The sequence below is a fragment of the Brachybacterium sp. AOP42-C2-15 genome (assembly GCF_052377065.1).
Taxonomy (GTDB): Bacteria; Actinomycetota; Actinomycetes; order Actinomycetales; family Dermabacteraceae; genus Brachybacterium.
This window is the reverse complement of the sequence record NZ_JBQSWK010000001.1, coordinates 48,221-63,504: the sequence shown is the minus strand read 5'-3', so window position 1 is coordinate 63,504 and position 15,284 is coordinate 48,221. Positions and strand designations below refer to the sequence as shown.

General features: G+C 71.1%; 13 protein-coding genes and 1 pseudogene. 9 read left to right on the top strand and 5 right to left on the bottom strand.

The window, feature by feature from the left end; translation table 11 throughout:
* Positions 1–28 precede the first annotated feature (28 nt).
* The 4 genes from ACT3SQ_RS00305 (at position 29) to ACT3SQ_RS00290 (ending at position 5,762) form a co-directional block, all read left to right on the top strand.
* Positions 29–868: a PhzF family phenazine biosynthesis protein gene (locus tag ACT3SQ_RS00305; RefSeq protein WP_441445378.1), complete on the top strand. Its 840-nt coding sequence runs from the start codon at positions 29–31 to the stop codon at positions 866–868.
* Between the two features lie 66 nt (positions 869–934).
* Positions 935–3,178: a dipeptidyl-peptidase 5 gene (locus ACT3SQ_RS00300; protein ID WP_441445379.1), complete on the top strand. Its 2,244-nt coding sequence runs from the start codon at positions 935–937 to the stop codon at positions 3,176–3,178.
* A complete protein-coding gene (locus ACT3SQ_RS00295; protein ID WP_441445380.1) occupies positions 3,175–3,708 on the top strand; it encodes a hypothetical protein in 534 nt (177 codons plus the stop codon). The genes ACT3SQ_RS00300 and ACT3SQ_RS00295 overlap by 4 nt, the downstream gene beginning before the upstream one ends.
* Before the next feature lie 194 nt (positions 3,709–3,902).
* Complete coding sequence (locus ACT3SQ_RS00290) at positions 3,903–5,762, top strand: serine hydrolase domain-containing protein (RefSeq protein ID WP_441445381.1); 1,860 nt, start codon at positions 3,903–3,905, stop codon at positions 5,760–5,762.
* A gap of 28 nt (positions 5,763–5,790) precedes the next feature.
* Here ACT3SQ_RS00290 and ACT3SQ_RS00285 read toward each other — a convergent pair whose 3' ends face one another.
* Positions 5,791–6,273: a glutathione peroxidase gene (locus ACT3SQ_RS00285; protein WP_441445382.1), complete on the bottom strand. Its 483-nt coding sequence runs from the start codon at positions 6,271–6,273 to the stop codon at positions 5,791–5,793.
* A gap of 158 nt (positions 6,274–6,431) precedes the next feature.
* Here ACT3SQ_RS00285 and ACT3SQ_RS00280 point away from each other — a divergent pair.
* Positions 6,432–7,727 (top strand): annotated as a pseudogene (locus ACT3SQ_RS00280) (DUF222 domain-containing protein); the annotation flags it as partial.
* A 343-nt stretch (positions 7,728–8,070) separates the two neighbouring features.
* On the opposite strand, the gene ACT3SQ_RS00275 reads toward ACT3SQ_RS00280, so the two are convergent.
* A complete protein-coding gene (locus ACT3SQ_RS00275; protein ID WP_441445384.1) occupies positions 8,071–9,051 on the bottom strand; it encodes an aminoglycoside phosphotransferase family protein in 981 nt (326 codons plus the stop codon).
* A gap of 32 nt (positions 9,052–9,083) precedes the next feature.
* Entirely contained in the window at positions 9,084–10,784 is a 1,701-nt protein-coding gene (locus ACT3SQ_RS00270; RefSeq protein ID WP_441445385.1) for a serine hydrolase domain-containing protein, read from the bottom strand.
* An 87-nt stretch (positions 10,785–10,871) separates the two neighbouring features.
* Here ACT3SQ_RS00270 and ACT3SQ_RS00265 point away from each other — a divergent pair, with 87 nt between their 5' ends.
* Complete coding sequence (locus tag ACT3SQ_RS00265) at positions 10,872–11,609, top strand: glutamine amidotransferase (protein WP_441445386.1); 738 nt, start codon at positions 10,872–10,874, stop codon at positions 11,607–11,609.
* A gap of 181 nt (positions 11,610–11,790) precedes the next feature.
* Complete coding sequence (locus ACT3SQ_RS00260) at positions 11,791–12,675, top strand: GH25 family lysozyme (protein WP_441445387.1); 885 nt, start codon at positions 11,791–11,793, stop codon at positions 12,673–12,675.
* 60 nt (positions 12,676–12,735) lie between these two features.
* Here ACT3SQ_RS00260 and ACT3SQ_RS00255 read toward each other — a convergent pair whose 3' ends face one another.
* Positions 12,736–13,212, bottom strand: coding sequence for a hypothetical protein (locus ACT3SQ_RS00255; protein ID WP_441445388.1), 477 nt, complete (start codon positions 13,210–13,212; stop codon positions 12,736–12,738).
* Between the two features lie 192 nt (positions 13,213–13,404).
* Positions 13,405–14,229 carry a DsbA family protein gene (locus ACT3SQ_RS00250; protein ID WP_441445389.1) on the bottom strand — a complete coding sequence of 275 codons (825 nt, stop codon included), beginning with the start codon at positions 14,227–14,229 and terminating at the stop codon, positions 13,405–13,407.
* Between the two features lie 148 nt (positions 14,230–14,377).
* On the opposite strand from ACT3SQ_RS00250, the gene ACT3SQ_RS00245 reads away from it, so the two are divergent.
* Together ACT3SQ_RS00245 and ACT3SQ_RS00240 are read left to right on the top strand one after the other, a co-directional pair.
* Positions 14,378–14,575, top strand: a complete 198-nt coding sequence (locus tag ACT3SQ_RS00245) for a hypothetical protein (RefSeq protein ID WP_441445390.1) — start codon at positions 14,378–14,380, stop codon at positions 14,573–14,575.
* A gap of 20 nt (positions 14,576–14,595) precedes the next feature.
* On the top strand, positions 14,596–15,279 hold the full coding sequence (locus tag ACT3SQ_RS00240) for an ATP-binding cassette domain-containing protein (protein ID WP_441445407.1): 684 nt from the start codon (positions 14,596–14,598) through the stop codon (positions 15,277–15,279).
* Positions 15,280–15,284: the final 5 nt, after the last annotated feature.

The following is a 15,284-nucleotide window of genomic DNA, read 5'->3' as shown; positions in this document are numbered from 1 at the left end:
CAGACCACAGGAGGGCAGGATGGGGCCCATGCCGACCTCGTCCCGCCGCTCCTTCGTCCAGCTCGACGTCTTCGCCTCCCGCCCCCTGCGCGGCAACCCGCTGGCGGTGGTGCTCGACGCAGAGGGGCTGACCACCGAGGACATGCAGCGCCTGGCACGCTGGACGAACCTCTCGGAGACCACGTTCCTGCTGCCGCCCACCGTGCCCGACGCCGATTACCGGGTGCGGATCTTCACCCCCACCGGTGAGCTGCCCTTCGCCGGACACCCCACCCTGGGCACGGCGCGGGCCTGGCTGCACGCCGGGGGCGAGCCGGCGGGGGAGCGGATCGTCCAGGAGTGCGGAGCAGGGCTCATCCAGGTGCGGCGCGACGATGACCACCTGGCCTTCGCCGCTCCACCGCTGCGGCGCAGCGGGCGGCTCGAGGAATCCGACGTGCAGCAGATCGCCGCAGCCCTCGGCCTCGAACCCTCTGCGGTGCGCGACCACACCTGGGCGGACAACGGCCCGGGCTGGCGGGTGATCGAACTGGCCACTGCCGCTCAGGTGCTCTCGCTCGTCCCGGACTTCTCCCTGCTCGCCGAGTGGAAGGTCGGAGTGATGGGGTGGTATGAGGGCTCCGACGGACCCCGCTACGAAGTCCGGGCCTTCGCCCCCGGCGGCATCGAGGACCCGGTGACCGGGAGCCTCAACGCCGGCATCGCGCAGTGGCTGGTCGCTCGGGGTGAGGCTCCCGAGCGGTGGACGGTCGCGCAGGGCACGGTGCTGGACCGCGAGGGACGCCTCGAGGTGCAGGTCGAGGCCGACGGCACGATCTGGATCGGGGGCGACACCGTGCTCACGGTGACCGGCTCGATCCTGCTCTGAGGCATCGGCGCCGCTCCTCCGGGCGTTGAGGAGGTCCCGAGCGGCTCCAGTGCATACCCTGGGCCCATGGTGACCACACTCCCGTACGGTTCCTGGCCCTCGCCCATCACCGCCGAGCTCCTCGCGACCGGCGGCACCCGACTGGGCGCCCCGCGCCTGGTCGGCGATGCCGTGTGGTGGACGGAGGGTATCGCGACCGAGGGCGGCCGCCAGGCGATCGTGCGCACGGCCGGGCCGGTCGCGCTCCCGCAGCCCGGCGGCCGCACCGCGGTCGCGAGCACGGCGGTCGACGATGCCGAGGAGCACCGCCCCGCAGACCCCGTCACGGTGCTGCCCGCCCCCTTCAACGCCCGCTCCCGCGTGCATGAGTACGGCGGCGCGAGCTGGACCGTGGTGCCCGAGGACCCCAGCGACGAGAGCCCCAGCACCGAGGGCTCCAGCGCCGAGGGCTCCCCGCTGGTCGTCTTCGTGAACTTCGAGGATCAGCGGGTCTACGCCCTGCGCGAGGGCGAGCAGCCCCGCCCGCTCACCCCCGTCGGCCCCGAGGTCGAATCCGCCCAGGGCCCCTCCCTGCGCTGGGCCGACCCCACGCCGGTCACCCTCCCGGACGGCACCGCCGAGGTCTGGTGGATCTGCGAGGACCACACCGGCGGCGAGGCCGGACCGCGCACGGGAGAGGACGGCGCCCCGCACATCGAGCGATACGTCGCCGCGGTGCCGCTGGACGGCTCCGCCGCCGAGGACCGCTCGGCACTGCGCCGCGTCACCCCGTCCTCCCGCTTCGTCGCGCACGCCCGCCTCAGCCCGCGCGGTGACCAGGTGGCCTGGATCAGCTGGGAGCACCCGCAGATGCCGTGGGACGGCACCGAGCTGCACCTCGCCCCGCTCATCAACGGCAGCGCCGGCGAGGGCGAGATCATCGCAGGGGGCATCGAGACATCCGTCCTGCAGCCCGAATGGCTGGATGACCAGCGACTGATGTTCCTCTCCGACGCGACCGGCTGGTGGAACCCCTGGGTGTGGTCGGCCGACGGAGGCTCCCGCCAGGTGATCGAGCTGGATGTGGAGTTCGCGAGCGCCATGTGGGGGCTCGGCACCACCTGGTACCAGGTGCTCGACGCCGACCGTGCCCTGGTGCAGCACGGCCGGGCGGCGACCGCATTGTCGGTGCTGCGGCTCAGCACCGCAGAGCTGAGCCCGCTCGAGGTGCCGCTCACCCAGATCTCCGCCGCCGAGCTGCGGGCCGACGGCCTGCTGGTGCTCGCCGGTGCCTCTCCGACCCAGTTCGCCGCGATCCATATCGCGCACCTGGACCTCGGCGACGGAGCGGCGACGCAGCACTCTCCGTCGGGCTCAGACCCGTCGGTCGCGGACCCGTCGGTCCTGGCCTCACCCGCCCCGTCGGCACCGACCCTGTCGCCGACGTCCGCGCTGCGCTCCTCGCGCAGCGACGCCCCCGATCCCGCGCTGCTGCCGCACGCGGAGAGCATCGAGGTGCCGTTGCCCGGCGGTGGCGTGGTCCACGCGATCGTCCACCGCCCCCGGCAACAGGGCTTCTCCGGCCGGGAGGGCGAGCTGCCGCCGTTCATCGCGCAGGTCCACGGCGGGCCCACCGCCCATGTCCCGCCGGTGCTCTCGCTGCCCATCGCCTACTACACCTCTCGCGGCCTCGGCGTGGTGGTGGTCAACTACGGCGGCTCCACCGGCTACGGCCGCGAGTACCGCGACCGCCTGCGCGGGCAGTGGGGAGTGGTCGACGTGCAGGACACCGTCGCCGTGATGGAGCACCTCGTCGCCGAGGGCATCGCCGACGGGGCCCGGCTCGCGATCGAGGGCGGCAGCGCCGGCGGGTGGACCACGCTCGCCTGCCTCACCCGCACCGACACCTTCGCCGCGGGCGTCTCCAGCTTCGGCGTCGCCGAGCTCGAGAAGTTCCGCATGGACACCCACGACTTCGAGTCCCGGTACATCGACGGGCTGGTCGGCCCCTATCCCGAGCGGCGCGACCTCTACGTCGAGCGCGCCCCGCTGAGCCACGTCGACGAGCTCGAGGTGCCGGTGCTGCTGCTCCAGGGCGAGGAGGATCGGATCGTCCCGCCCAGCCAGTCGGAGCTGTTCCGTGACGCGCTCGCCGCCAAGGGCATCCCGCACGCATATCTGCTGTTCGCGGGCGAGCAGCACGGGTTCCGCCGGGCGGAGACGATCATCCGCGCCACCGAGGCGTCGCTGTCGTTCTACGGGCAGGTCCTGGGCTTCAGCCCGACCTGCGTGCCGGTGCTCGAGCTGCAGCGGGACGGGGGTCAGCGATGAACGCTCTGGCGAACGGCTCGAAGCGCACGGTGCATCCCGTCGATCAGCCGCTCAAGCCCGCGACCGCGCTGGTGATCACCTCGGTGCTGATGGTGCTTGCGCTGGCCGGCACCTACCTGCTCACGATGCTGCCCACCGACGACGCCGCCGAGAAGATGATGACCGGAGAGATCGCGCCGCAGCTCATCGTGACCGCGGTGATCGCGTTGGTGCTCGTGGTGGGCATGCTCGGGCTGGGGCTGGCGTCCTTCGTGCTCGCCATCGTGGTGGTGGTCAAGGGCGGCGGGAAGCTGCGCCTCGGTGCCGGGCTGATGATCGCCGCGTCCCTCTTCGGGCTCTTCATCTCCTTCTCCGTCTCCGGGGACACCTCGCAGCTCCCTGATGCTGCGGTCGCCGTATCGAACGTCTTCTCGGTCCTCGAGGTGATCGTCGAGGTGATCCGGGGCGTGGTGATGATCGCGGGAGTCGTGATCCTGATCCTCGGGATCCGCGAGGTGCGTCGCGAGCGGGCGGAGCTCCCGGCCCGCTGAGCGCTGCCGCACGGCGCCCACCGAGTGACCACCGCACTGGGCCCGCTGAGTGAATGCCGCACTGAGCTGGTGCATCGCCGAGCCGCCGCTGTGACGGTTGCCACGTCGGCGCCGCGTCGCTAGGTTGGGCGGCGGCGTCCGGGCTCTCCCGACGACGGGAGCGGTCCAGAAGCGTCGTGATGCGAAGGAGCCTCATGCACCCCCGGATCACCCGTCGGACCGGACTGACCGCGGCCGCGCTCGCCGCCGCAGCTGGCGTCGGCCTCCCCGCCGCCGCGCATGCCGAAGGAGACCCCGCCCTGCACGACCCCGACCTGGACAAGAACCACCCCACCGCGCAATCCGCACGCTCCGCCCCGAGCTGGAGCCGGGGCGAGCCCCACCGCCATCCCTGGGACCGTCGCGGCTCCGGGAAGACGCTGCGGGAGGCGCGGCCGGACGCCGTCGGCCTCGACGCCGAAGAGCTCGAGGGCATCCCGGCGATCATCAGGGCCGGGCTCGACAACGATCCGCCTCGCTTCGCGGGTGCGTCCCTGCTGGTCGCCTCCCAGGCCGGCATCGCCTACGAGCACGCCGACGGATATGCGCTGCGCTGGCAGGACGCCTCCACCGAGCTGCCCGAAGAGCAGCGGATCCGCGCCCGCACCGACACGATCTACGACCTCGCCTCGATCTCGAAGATCTTCACCGCCACCGCCGTGATGCAGCACGTCGAACAGGGACTGCTGGGACTGGACGACATGGTCGCCGATCACCTGCCCCGCTTCGCCCAGAACGGGAAAGGCGATGTCACCGTCCAACACCTGCTCACCCACGTCGGCGGCCTCCCGGCCTTCATCAACCTCTACTCCGCCTACCCGGATGTCCCCTCGCGCCTGGACGCCGTGCTCACCGTCGCGCCGGACGCCGCACCGGGCACCGCGTACGTGTACTCGGACCTCGGGCTGATCACCCTGGGCCTGATCGTCGAGAAGCTCTCCGGGCAGGGCCTGGACGAGTACGTGCGCGATCACATCACGCAGCCGCTGGGGATGAGCGAGACGATGTACAACCCACCCGCGGAGCTGAAGGACAGGATCGCCGCGACCGAGTACGTGGACTATTACGGCTATCTCGTGCACGGGCATGTCCATGACGAGAACGCCTACTCGCTCGGCGGGGTGGCGGGCCATGCCGGAGTGTTCTCCACCGCCCGTGATCTTGCGGTGTTCGGACAGATGTTCCTCGGCGGTGGACGCTACGGCGAGGCCCGGATCCTCAAGGCCGCCACGGTGCAGGACATGTTCACCGACCGGATCGCCGGCGTCACGGGCATCGGCGGGGCCCGCCGCGGCCTGGGCCCGGAGCTCGAGGCGTGGTTCTACCACGCAGGCCTCACCAGCCCCTACAGCGGCACCCACACCGGATTCACGGGCACCTCGCTGGTGATCGACCCGCTCACCGACACGATCGTCATCCTGCTGACGAACTCGGTGCACCCCACCCGCGAATGGTCCAGTACCTCGGTCACCCGCCGCGAGGTCTCCACCTGCATCGCCCACGCACTCGGGCTGGTGCCGAAGGAGGTCCGCGACGGCTGGCACGCAGGCTCCGAGGACGCGACCAGCGCCACGCTCAGCCTCGCGGTCGAGCTCGCTGCAGATCGTTCGGGACGCTCGCCGGAGCTGCGCGTGGAGCTGTTCGCCCACCTCGAGACCGCCTACGACATCCTCACCCTCGAGGCCTCGGCCGATCAGGGCGAGACCTGGCTACCGCTCTCCGGCCGCCTCGAGGCGAAGCACGAAGAACCGGTCGAGGTGGCCGACGGGCAGATCACCGGCTGGGGTCGGCGCGTGCTCTGGGACGGCACCTTCGCGCTCACGGGCGACGGCGGGGAGCCGCTCTCCGGCGAGGTCCAGATCCGGCTGCGCCTGGACACCGACGGCTCCACCCGCGGGCTCGGCGCCTGGGTGGGAAGGCTCCGGGTGGTCAAGGGCAGGAAGGACGTGCTGGACACGGACCAGCCCGGCGACCGCGAGCAGGTGGTCGCCGACGGGTGGTCACTCGGGAGCTGACCGGGGGCCAGCCGTGGGCTGAATGGGGTCAGGCCGTGGCGGCGAGGGCCGCCTCGATGTCGTCTGCGATGTAGGCCGGCTCCACTGCGGGCGCGTAGCGGCGCAGCACCGTGCCGTCGCGGCCGAGCAGGAACTTCGCGAAATTCCACTCGATGTCGCCGGCGTCGATGTCGGAAGCCTTGAGCCACTGGAACAGCGGGTGGGCGTCCTCGCCGTTGACCTCGACCTTCGCGAACATCGGGAAGCTGACGCCGTAGTTGATCTGGCAGAACTCGGAGATCTCTTCCTCGGTGCCGGGCTCCTGGTGCATGAACTGATCGCAGGGGAAGCCGAGCACGGTCAGGCCCTGCTCGCCGAAGCGCTCGTGCAGGGCCTGCAGGCCGGCGTACTGCGGGGTGAGCCCGCACTTGCTGGCGGTGTTGACCACCAGCACCACGGAGCCCAGATGGTCCGCGAGCTGCTGGTCCTGGCCGGAGATCGTGGTGGCGGTGAAGTCGGCGAGAGTCGTCATGGCTCCCATTGTCGACCCTGGAGAGGAGCGTGCGCTGAACGGGCCGGTGCACAGCGCAGCGCGCGACCGCTCGGCGCACCGTTCCTCCACAGCCCCCTGTCGTCCACAATTCCGCAAGTGCCCTTTCGTGGCTTCTCACCTGCGGGAACGATGGGGTCATGACTGTTTCGCCGCGCACCCCGGGCCCTGAGGGGGAACTCTCCCCTCAGGCGTTCCTCGACGGGCTGCGGCAAGCGGGACCGACGGCACTCGCTGAGGCGCTGGGGGATCTGGCCCATCTCCTGCAGGAGATCGCGGGTGATCCGGGGGAGGTGTTCGAGCTCGCGGGGAGGAGCCGCCGAGAGTTCTCGAACCTGCTCGGCAACCTCCAGGCCTGCGTCGGGGCGATGGGCGTGCTGGAGGCGCGGTCAGTGGTCGCACTGCGGGACGTCACGCGCCGTGACCGGTACGCCGCGGCCCGTGACGAGGCAGCGCATGAGCACGGTGCAGAGCCGTCCAAGGCAGCGGTCGAGGAGGCGGCGGACTACACCACGAAGGATGACCTCTCGCAGATCACCCGGCGCTCACCGCACATGGCCGGTCGCACGCTCGCCTCCGCGCAGCGTCTGCTCGAGACCTTGCCGCAGATGCTGGACGCGCTCCGGACCGGCAAGATCAGCAGCGATGCCGCCTACGCCGTGGCGGGATCCGCCGCGGGCCTCACCCCGGAGCTCGCCCGGGAGGTGGACCACCGGCTCGGCCAGCGGCTCCCGGAGTTCGACGGCGCAGGCACCAGGCGCTGGCAGGACGCGGTGGCGACCATCGCGGGCGAACTCGACCCCGACGGGGCCACCCTCCGTCACCGCCGAGCGCACAAGGAGCGCCACGTCACGATGAAGCCGGGCCAGAACGGCATGGCCACCCTCTCCGCCCGGCTCTCGGCGATCGACGCCGCCAGGATCCACAAGCGGTTCTCGCTCGAGGCAGAACGACGCCGTGCCGCTGGGGCGCGAGAGGGACACAGCGCCGCCATGGCCGACGCCTTCGCCGACTCTCTGCTCGGACGGGACGGCGGCGCCATTGAGCCCGGCACCCTGGACATCGGCCTGATCATCACCGATCGCGCCATGTTCCGTCCCGACGCCGGCGACACCGCCCACATCGAGGGCTACGGCCCCGTCCCGGCAGAGGCGGTTCGAGAGCAGCTGCGCGCCGTCACCACCGAACCCGCGGACCCGGCCGACGATCCTTTCGACGCCGACGGGCCAGCTGTCCGCGCCGAGATCCGTCGGCTCTACACGCATCCGACCACCGGCGAGCTGGTCGCCATGGACTCGACCGCCCGCGCCTTCCCGCCCGCGATGAAACGATTCCTGACCTGGCGTGACACCACCTGTCGCGGCCCCTTCTGCAATGCCGCCATCCGCCAGAGCGACCACATCGTGCCCGTCTCGCGCGGCGGAGCCACCAGCCTCGACAACGGACAGGGCGCCTGCGCGCACTGCAACAAGAAGGAGAAGAGCGCCGCAAGCGTCGAACGCACTGAGAACCCGGACGTGCCGGGGCACGGCGTGGAGTGGACAGGCCATTCAGGTGTGAGCCGCGTGACCACCCCGACGCCGCTGGTCTGGGAGCGGCGGCCCGACGACGAGGGGAGCCCATCCGTCTCGCCGGAAGAGGGCGCGCCGGAGGCCGACGAGCCGCCGTCGGCGGTCGAAGGTCGCATCGAGCCGATCGAGCCGATCGAGCCGATCGAGCCGATCGAGCCGATCGAGCCGATCGAGCCGACCGAGCCGACCGAGCCGACCCGATCGAGGGCTACTCGACCCCGTCGGCAGCGAGCATCAGGGCCGCCTCCGCCGCGGCGTCGAGCACCCCGGCCTCCTGCACGCACCGAGCCAGCAGCCACTGGCGCACCCGATGCGGGTCCAGACCGGCGAGTTGCGCCATCCGATCGGCGAAAGGACCGGGCTGAGCCCGCAGACGATCCGGATCATTGAACATGTGCTGCAGGACGTCATAGTGCGGATCGCCCATATACGGCTTGGGATCGATCAGCACCCAGTGCCGCCCGGACCCGTCCTGGACGGAGCCATCGACGGCGCCTGACCCTCCGGCCGAGGAGAGGACATTTCCCGGATGGAGATCGGTCGCCAACAGCACCGCCTCACCGTCCCATTGCGCCGGGAGCTTGCGGAAAAGCTGCAGCCCGTGGTCCACCAGGGCGCGGGGGAGCGGCGAATGCCCGGCATCGGCCCGTTGCTGCGCGGAGTCGGCCCACCACGCGCACATCTGACTGAGGGGCTGGAATCCTGTCGCAGCGTCAGCGCCTGAGATGTCCGCGCCCAACAAGTCAGCATCCGCGAAGCCAGCGTCCACCATGTCGCTGGACAGCAGCTCGCTCGGCGGCCGCCACAGCCCGCGGGCAACGGTTGCGATCACCTCATCGCGCTCGGGCCAGGTGAGCATCGCGGCCAGCGGCGTTCCCGGGTGCACTCTGTCCAGCAGCAGCGCTGCCGTCTCGCCGTGCCGCTCGCTGCGATGGACTCTCGCCGCGCCCCGTCCCTGCCAGGCGACCATTCCCGCTGCTTCGTCGCGGGATTCCTCATGGGCCCACGCGACTTTCAGCACCCGCTCCATGCCGTCGACATCGTGCACCGGCGCCACCCATGCGCTGGTCCCACCGGGGGAGAACGGCGCGGAAGCCTCCAGCTCCCACCTCGTGAGCAACCCCTGGACCATGCGTGGGAGCTCATCGCGCCAGGCTGCGAGGCCCGGGTCGTCCCCTGCTGCGAGCATCGCCGGCAGGGGATGGCCCGCGACGAGCCCCGTCACGGCGCGAGGACCCGCTCGGGCATCACGAAGTCCGCGGTGGGGGTCTGCACCTGACCCGTCATCACCAGGCCCGTGCAGCACAGTGAACCCTCATCCCCCTCAGCGACCAGGCGCGCGAGAATCGGCTCCGCCCACGTGCCGTAGCCGGAATCACCCCAGGTGGCGAGCTCGACCACCTCACGATTCGGCTCAATCGGGTCGGGGCGCGTCCCGCACACCGACAGCTCGAGAGCGGCCGATGCGGGGTCGGTCAAGGACTCGTCCAGGCAGAACAACCGCCCGCCGAGCGTGACCAACCGGGTCCGCCCCCACAGCGAGTCATACGTGCCCTCGACCAGCTGCGCGATCCTGGCGGCGGAGAGCGCGCCCTCATCGTCGCCCACGCCCGCCATGGCCGACCGCACCCCGCTCTGCTCCGCGAGTGCGCTGGGTCGGGGCCGGCCGTCAGAAGCACCGCCCTGGGCTCCGGCTCGCTCCCATTCATCCGCCTGGGGTGCGGGACGTCCCGCGGCGAGGGACAGCAGGCCGAGGATGCCGAGTGCGACGTCCGAGCTCGGGGAGTCCACCGAGGTGCCGATGACGCTCACGGCCAGCCGCTCCGCCGGGGCCGCCCAGGTGCGGGAGAGCCCCGTGGGGAACCCTCCGGAGTGGCCGATGACCGTGAAGCCGTGCAGCCGGCCCTCCTGCAGTCCCAGCCCGTACTGTGCGCCGTCGCGCAGGGTCCACACCCGGCGCCGCATCTCCCGCAGCGATCTCGGCTCCAGCAGCGCGCCGGCCGTCAGCACCCGTCCGGCGACGCTCGCGATCGCCCCGGCGGTGGCCCAGAATCCCGTTGCCGCAGCGAGGGCTCCGGTGCTGATCTGCTCCACCACTCGTCGGGGTCCGTGCAGCAGCGAGGTGTGCCCGAGGGCGAAGCCGTCGGCCGCCTCCGGCCCCGGAGCCCCCGCCGGCAGGTCGGGACCAATCTGCTCTAACCCGACCGGGGCGAGCACCAGCTCGGTGACCGCCTCGGCGAAGCTCGCTCCGGTGACCTCCTCGATGACCAGTCCGAGCAGCCCGTAGCCGATGTTCGAGTACTGCAGATGCAGGCCCGGCTCGGTCCGTACCGCACCGGTGCGGGCGATCTGCAGCAGCTGCGCCCGGTCGGTGAAGGGAGTGCTGAGGCGCCACCAGCGGGCGTCGTCGGAGTCGCGGGTCAGGCCCGCCGAATGCGAGAGCAGGTCGCGCAGTGTGCGATCCGCGACGGGGGAATCTGCGAGCTCGACCACATGGTCGCCGACGGTGTCATCCAGCCGCAGCCTCCCCTGTTCCTGCAGGCGCATGATCGTCAGCGCCGTGAACATCTTCGAGTGGGAGGCGATGCGCAGCCGGTGCGTGGTGGTCAGCGGGATTCCCGCCGGTTCGTCGGCCGCGCCGACTGCGACCTCTGTGACGAGCTCCCCGTCATGCCAGATCGCGACCTGGAATCCCGCCTGACGGCGCAGGTGGCGCACGGTCTCGAGCCACTCGGGCAGCATCGCCGCGACGTCCTCCACGGCGGCGCGAGAGATCCCCGTGCTGCTCTCCCGAAGAGTCCCGGCACTCTCGGGCGCCGGGCTACGGCCGCCGGTCCCAGCACCAGCGACAGCACCGGCAAGGGCCCGGGGCTCAGCGGACGGCACGGCATCGTGAGGGGTGTCGGCGAACGGTGCGGGCATGGCATCTCCTTCGAAGGCGGTCGGCGCTCCCGCAGACTACGGGCCCACGGTCTGGAACTCCCGGCGGCGGCCGTTAGCATCACCCTCGTGAAACCGTTCGTGCAGATCGCTACCCGCCCTGAGGACGACGTCGCCCTCACCGAGCGCGCCGCCGTGCTCGACTTCACCGGACTCGCCGAGGACCAGCTGATCTTCGCCCGCCTGGACCGCGACCCCTTCCCTGACCTGCACGCCGCAGACATCTCCGGGATCATCCTGTGCGGCAGTCCCTTCACCGTCTCCGATCCGGTGGAGTCGAAGTCCGCTGAGCAGCTGCGCGCCGAGGCGGAGATCTTCCGAGTCCTGGACCAGGTGATCGCCGAGGACATCCCCTTCCTCGGCGCCTGCTACGGCATCGGCACGCTCGGCACCCATCAGGGTGCCCTGATCGACAAGGTCTACGGCGAGCCGCTGGGCGCCGTGGAGGTCACGCTCACCGAGGCCGGCCAGCAGGATCCGCTGATCCGCGAGGCGCAGCTGCCGCAGACCTTCACCGGGCTGGTCGGGCACAAGGAAGCCGTCCACACCCTCCCCGACCACGCCACGGTGCTCGCCACCGGGAGGACCTCGCCGGTGCAGATGTTCCGGGTGGGCACGCGCCAGTACGCGACCCAATTCCATCCCGAGCTCGACATTCCCTCGATCATCGAGCGGGCCCGCGCCTACCGCGAGCACGGCTACTTCTCCCCGGATGAGATGGAGGACGTGTTCGACGCGCTGCGGAACGAGGTCGCCGACCAGCCGCCCCGACTGCTGCGCGCCTTCGCCACCCTGTTCGCGCGCTGACCGTTCGCGCGCAGAGCCGAACCGTCGCACAGAACCGGGCCGTCGAACCGAGCCGTCGCGTCGAACCGCTGCGTCGGGCCGCCGCACAGAGCGGCAGGACCGAGCCGCTGCACTGAGCTGCGGGGCCGGGGGCGGCACGTCGTCCCACCTCAGTGGGGCCTGCTCAGGTACCGTCCGCACCGTGCCCCGATTCACACCAGAGCAGATCCGGCGACGACAGATCGTCGCCGGCGCGCTCGCACTCGTGCTGCTCCTGGTGATCGGCGGCTGCACCGCGTCCGTGATCGGAGCACTGCGCGGGGGCGAGAAGGAGCAGGCGCTCACCGAGCCCGAGCCCTTCCAGGCGGATGACGCCGCGATGTCCGTCGCCGCCACGCCCGCGGACGCCGTAGCCCTCGCGAACCTGCCCGACGGGACCGAGCTCACCCCGGATGAGGTGATGGGCATCGACGTCTCCAGCCACCAGGGCGATATCGACTGGGCGCAGGTCGCCGGCGATGGCTACCGCTTCGTCTACGTCAAGGCCACCGAGGGCACCGGGTTCACCGACTCGCACTTCCGCCAGAACTGGGAGGGGGCCCGGGCTGCCGGCGTGACCGCCGGCGCTTACCACTACTTCACCCTGTGCTCACCGGGCGCTGACCAGGCTGCTGACTTCCTGGCTGCCGCTCCGCCTGATGACTCCGCCCTCCCGCCGGCCCTCGATCTCGAGTTCGACGGCTCGTGTGCGGAGCGGCCCGAGGCGGCCGACGCGCAGAACGAGATCGATGCCTTCACCGCAGCGGTCGAGCAGGCCTGGGGACGGCGCATGCTCATCTACTCCTCCTCGGAGTGGCGTGAGCATTACGAGCTGCCGGTGACGAACAACCGCCCGGACTGGCTCTTCTCCGCAGCTCAGCGGCCGGCCCAGGAGGACTGGGCGGTGTGGCAGCTGCGCTTCGACGGCACCGTCGCCGGGATCAGCGGCGGGGTCGACATCGATGTCGCCCGGATCGACGTGCTGCGCTCCCATGCCACCATCCCCGAGGGCGAAGGCGCGATCGGACATCCCATCGACGGGGCCTGAGAACTGAGTCGACGGGCCCGAGCGTTGGTCAGCCCAGCGTCCCCTCAGCCCAGCCTCCCCTCAGCCCAGCAGTTCCTGGGTGCGCGCGCTCTCCCGCGCATAGTCCTCGGCCAGGGTGTCGAGCACCGTGGTCCAGTGCTCGAGCAGGGCCTGACGCTCTGCCGCACCGAGCAGCCGCTCCTGGTGGAGCTCGATGACGATGCCCCAGAGCGGATCCTCGGGCGAGTCCTGCAGGGTCACCTGGAAGGCGGTCTCGTGGTCGAGGGCAGCGGGAGTCCACCGCAGGCGCAGCCGACGGCCCACATGGCAGCCGACCACCCGGCCACGGACCCGGCCCTCATGGCGGATCGGTGCCCCGACCATCTGCGGGATCGACTCGACTCCCAGCCACTGCGGAAGGCACTCGGCGAGCAGCCGACGCCAGACGTCCTCGGCGGACGCGGGCAGGGCGCGACGGACGGCCAGCTGCCACCCGGCGTCGTGGGTGAGGCCGACAGGGGTGAGGCCGACGGGGGAGTGCCTGGTCTCGGAGTGCATATCGCCACCGTAGAGCGGGTTCCCGGGCGTGCCCAGGCGGATCCTCGAGCTGTCCTCAGGTGTTCGCCGCTGCGTTGCCGGGATGTCACCCAGGACGTGAGATCCGTCTGCGCGATGGCTCCGGGGCGAGCCCGCGACGGAGTCCTCCGTGGAAGCGCGGGTGGAGGTGCACGTGGAAGCCCAGATGGAGGCTCAGGCCGCGGTGATCGCCTCTTTCAGGGTTCCGCTCTTGCCCAGATCCCCGGTGAACAGCTCCCCGTCGATCAGCACCGACGGCGTGCCGGGGACGCTCTCCAGCGCAGCGGGCTCGACGACATCCTGGAGCCAGACGTAATAGGCACCCTCGGCTTGGCATTCGCTGATGTCCACCCCGGTCGCCTCGTTGACCAGGTAGATGAGCTCGTGATCGGCGAGGCCTTCGTTCCCGGGCTGGTTCTCGAACAGGGTGATCTCCGCCGGGAACCATCTCTCCGAGCCCTGGGCGTAGGCGCAGACTGCGGCATGGGCTGCCCGGCTCGAGTACCCGGGCGGATCCGAGGAGGCATCGAGCATCGGACGCGGATGGACCCGCAGGGTGATCTCGTTGTCCAGCGCCATCTGGATCAGGTCATCGCCCTGGATGCGCTGGAAGTCCTTGCACGGCGGGCAGAGGAAGTCGCGGTAGACATCCACCACCGGGCCGTCCTCGCTCGAGCTCAGCTCGAGATAGGGCTGATCGGGGGCGACCTCGGGCGGCAGGACCAGCTCGTCGGAGTGGTTGCCGCCTTCCTGCGGGACATCACTGTGAGGGGCCGGATCCTCGGCGGGGCTGGCCGTGGCGGTGCCGCTCGCGGAAGGGCCGGTCGCGGAAGGGTTGCTCGAGACGGGGTCGACCGTACGGCTCGCCTCCGCCTCGCCGCTGCGATACACCAGGACGCCGACGGTCACGGAGAGCACCAGCAGCATCCCCAGTGCAAGGCAGGCCACCGCGGCGACGACGCCGAAGATCAGCGGGGTGCGGGAGCTGCGTGCATCCATGGGTCCGCCTCGGGTGCAGGTGGGGCCAGGTGTCGGCCCCCAGAGCCCAGAGCTTAGCGAGGCAACCGCCGTTCAGCGATGGAGCTGCCGCTGAACGATGGATCTGTCCGTCGGGCGGTCTGTCCGCCGTGGCAGGCATGCTGGGGGCATGAAGGTTCACGACGTTGCCTCCCAGAACCGCCGGATCAGCCGCGCCGAACAGCCAGCCGAACAGCCGGAAGACGCCCCGGCGATCCCCGAGGCCCTGCGCGAGGACCCCGAAGACGCCTTCCGCGACCTCGCTCTTCACCCCGAGCAGCCGACGCCCCGCGGAGAGAACCTCTACCCGTCTGCGTGCGCGGCGTGAGCCCGCTGCTCCCGCTGCGCATGGTCCGAGAGCATCACCTCGCCCCGGCCGACAGGTCCGCGTGGCCCGCGACCCTGGCACCCGTGCGCCAGCTGCTGGACGAGGGGCTCGAGCTAGGGCAGGTCACGGTGCTGACCGGGGACAACGGAGCCGGCAAGTCGACGCTCGTGGAGGCGATCGCCGGCGCTTACGGACTGAACCCCGAAGGCGGCGGGACCGGGGCGATGCACGCCACCCGCGCCACGGAATCACCGCTCGGCGAGCACCTGCAACTGGTGCGCGGCGCGGGCGCCTCGAAGTCCGGCTTCTTCCTGCGCGCCGAGACCATGCACTCGCTGTTCACTTACTACGAGGAGATCGGGGTGGGCGGGATGATGCACGAGCGCAGCCACGGTGAATCGTTCCTCGAGCTGGTCGCCGAGCGCTCCCGCATCCGCGGCCTCTGGATGCTCGACGAGCCCGAATCCGCACTGTCGCTGCCCGGCTGCCTGGCCCTGCTGGGGCTCTTGCGAGAGCTGGTCGACAACGGCTCCCAGATCATCCTGTCGACCCACTCCCCGGTGCTCGCCGCGCTGCCGGGCGCGGAGCTGTATGAGGTGGGGGAGTGGGGCCTGCGCCGCACCGACTACGACGACCTCGTCCTGGTGCGCACTTGGCGCAGCTTCCTCGACGCACCGCAGCGCTTTCTCCGATACCTGGACTGAGCGGT

What these genes read in the sequence shown, in the direction of transcription:
- ACT3SQ_RS00295 (WP_441445380.1), top strand. Translation starts at nt 3,175, where the DNA reads ATGAACGCTCTGGCGAACGGCTCGAAGCGCACGGTGCATCCCGTCGAT.
- ACT3SQ_RS00305 (WP_441445378.1), top strand. Translation starts at nt 29, where the DNA reads ATGCCGACCTCGTCCCGCCGCTCCTTCGTCCAGCTCGACGTCTTCGCC.
- ACT3SQ_RS00270 (WP_441445385.1), bottom strand. Translation starts at nt 10,784, where the DNA reads ATGCCCGCACCGTTCGCCGACACCCCTCACGATGCCGTGCCGTCCGCT.
- ACT3SQ_RS00290 (WP_441445381.1), top strand. Translation starts at nt 3,903, where the DNA reads ATGCACCCCCGGATCACCCGTCGGACCGGACTGACCGCGGCCGCGCTC.
- ACT3SQ_RS00300 (WP_441445379.1), top strand. Translation starts at nt 935, where the DNA reads ATGGTGACCACACTCCCGTACGGTTCCTGGCCCTCGCCCATCACCGCC.
- ACT3SQ_RS00245 (WP_441445390.1), top strand. Translation starts at nt 14,378, where the DNA reads ATGAAGGTTCACGACGTTGCCTCCCAGAACCGCCGGATCAGCCGCGCC.
- ACT3SQ_RS00285 (WP_441445382.1), bottom strand. Translation starts at nt 6,273, where the DNA reads ATGACGACTCTCGCCGACTTCACCGCCACCACGATCTCCGGCCAGGAC.
- ACT3SQ_RS00255 (WP_441445388.1), bottom strand. Translation starts at nt 13,212, where the DNA reads ATGCACTCCGAGACCAGGCACTCCCCCGTCGGCCTCACCCCTGTCGGC.
- ACT3SQ_RS00250 (WP_441445389.1), bottom strand. Translation starts at nt 14,229, where the DNA reads ATGGATGCACGCAGCTCCCGCACCCCGCTGATCTTCGGCGTCGTCGCC.
- ACT3SQ_RS00275 (WP_441445384.1), bottom strand. Translation starts at nt 9,051, where the DNA reads ATGCTCGCAGCAGGGGACGACCCGGGCCTCGCAGCCTGGCGCGATGAG.
- ACT3SQ_RS00240 (WP_441445407.1), top strand. Translation starts at nt 14,596, where the DNA reads ATGGTCCGAGAGCATCACCTCGCCCCGGCCGACAGGTCCGCGTGGCCC.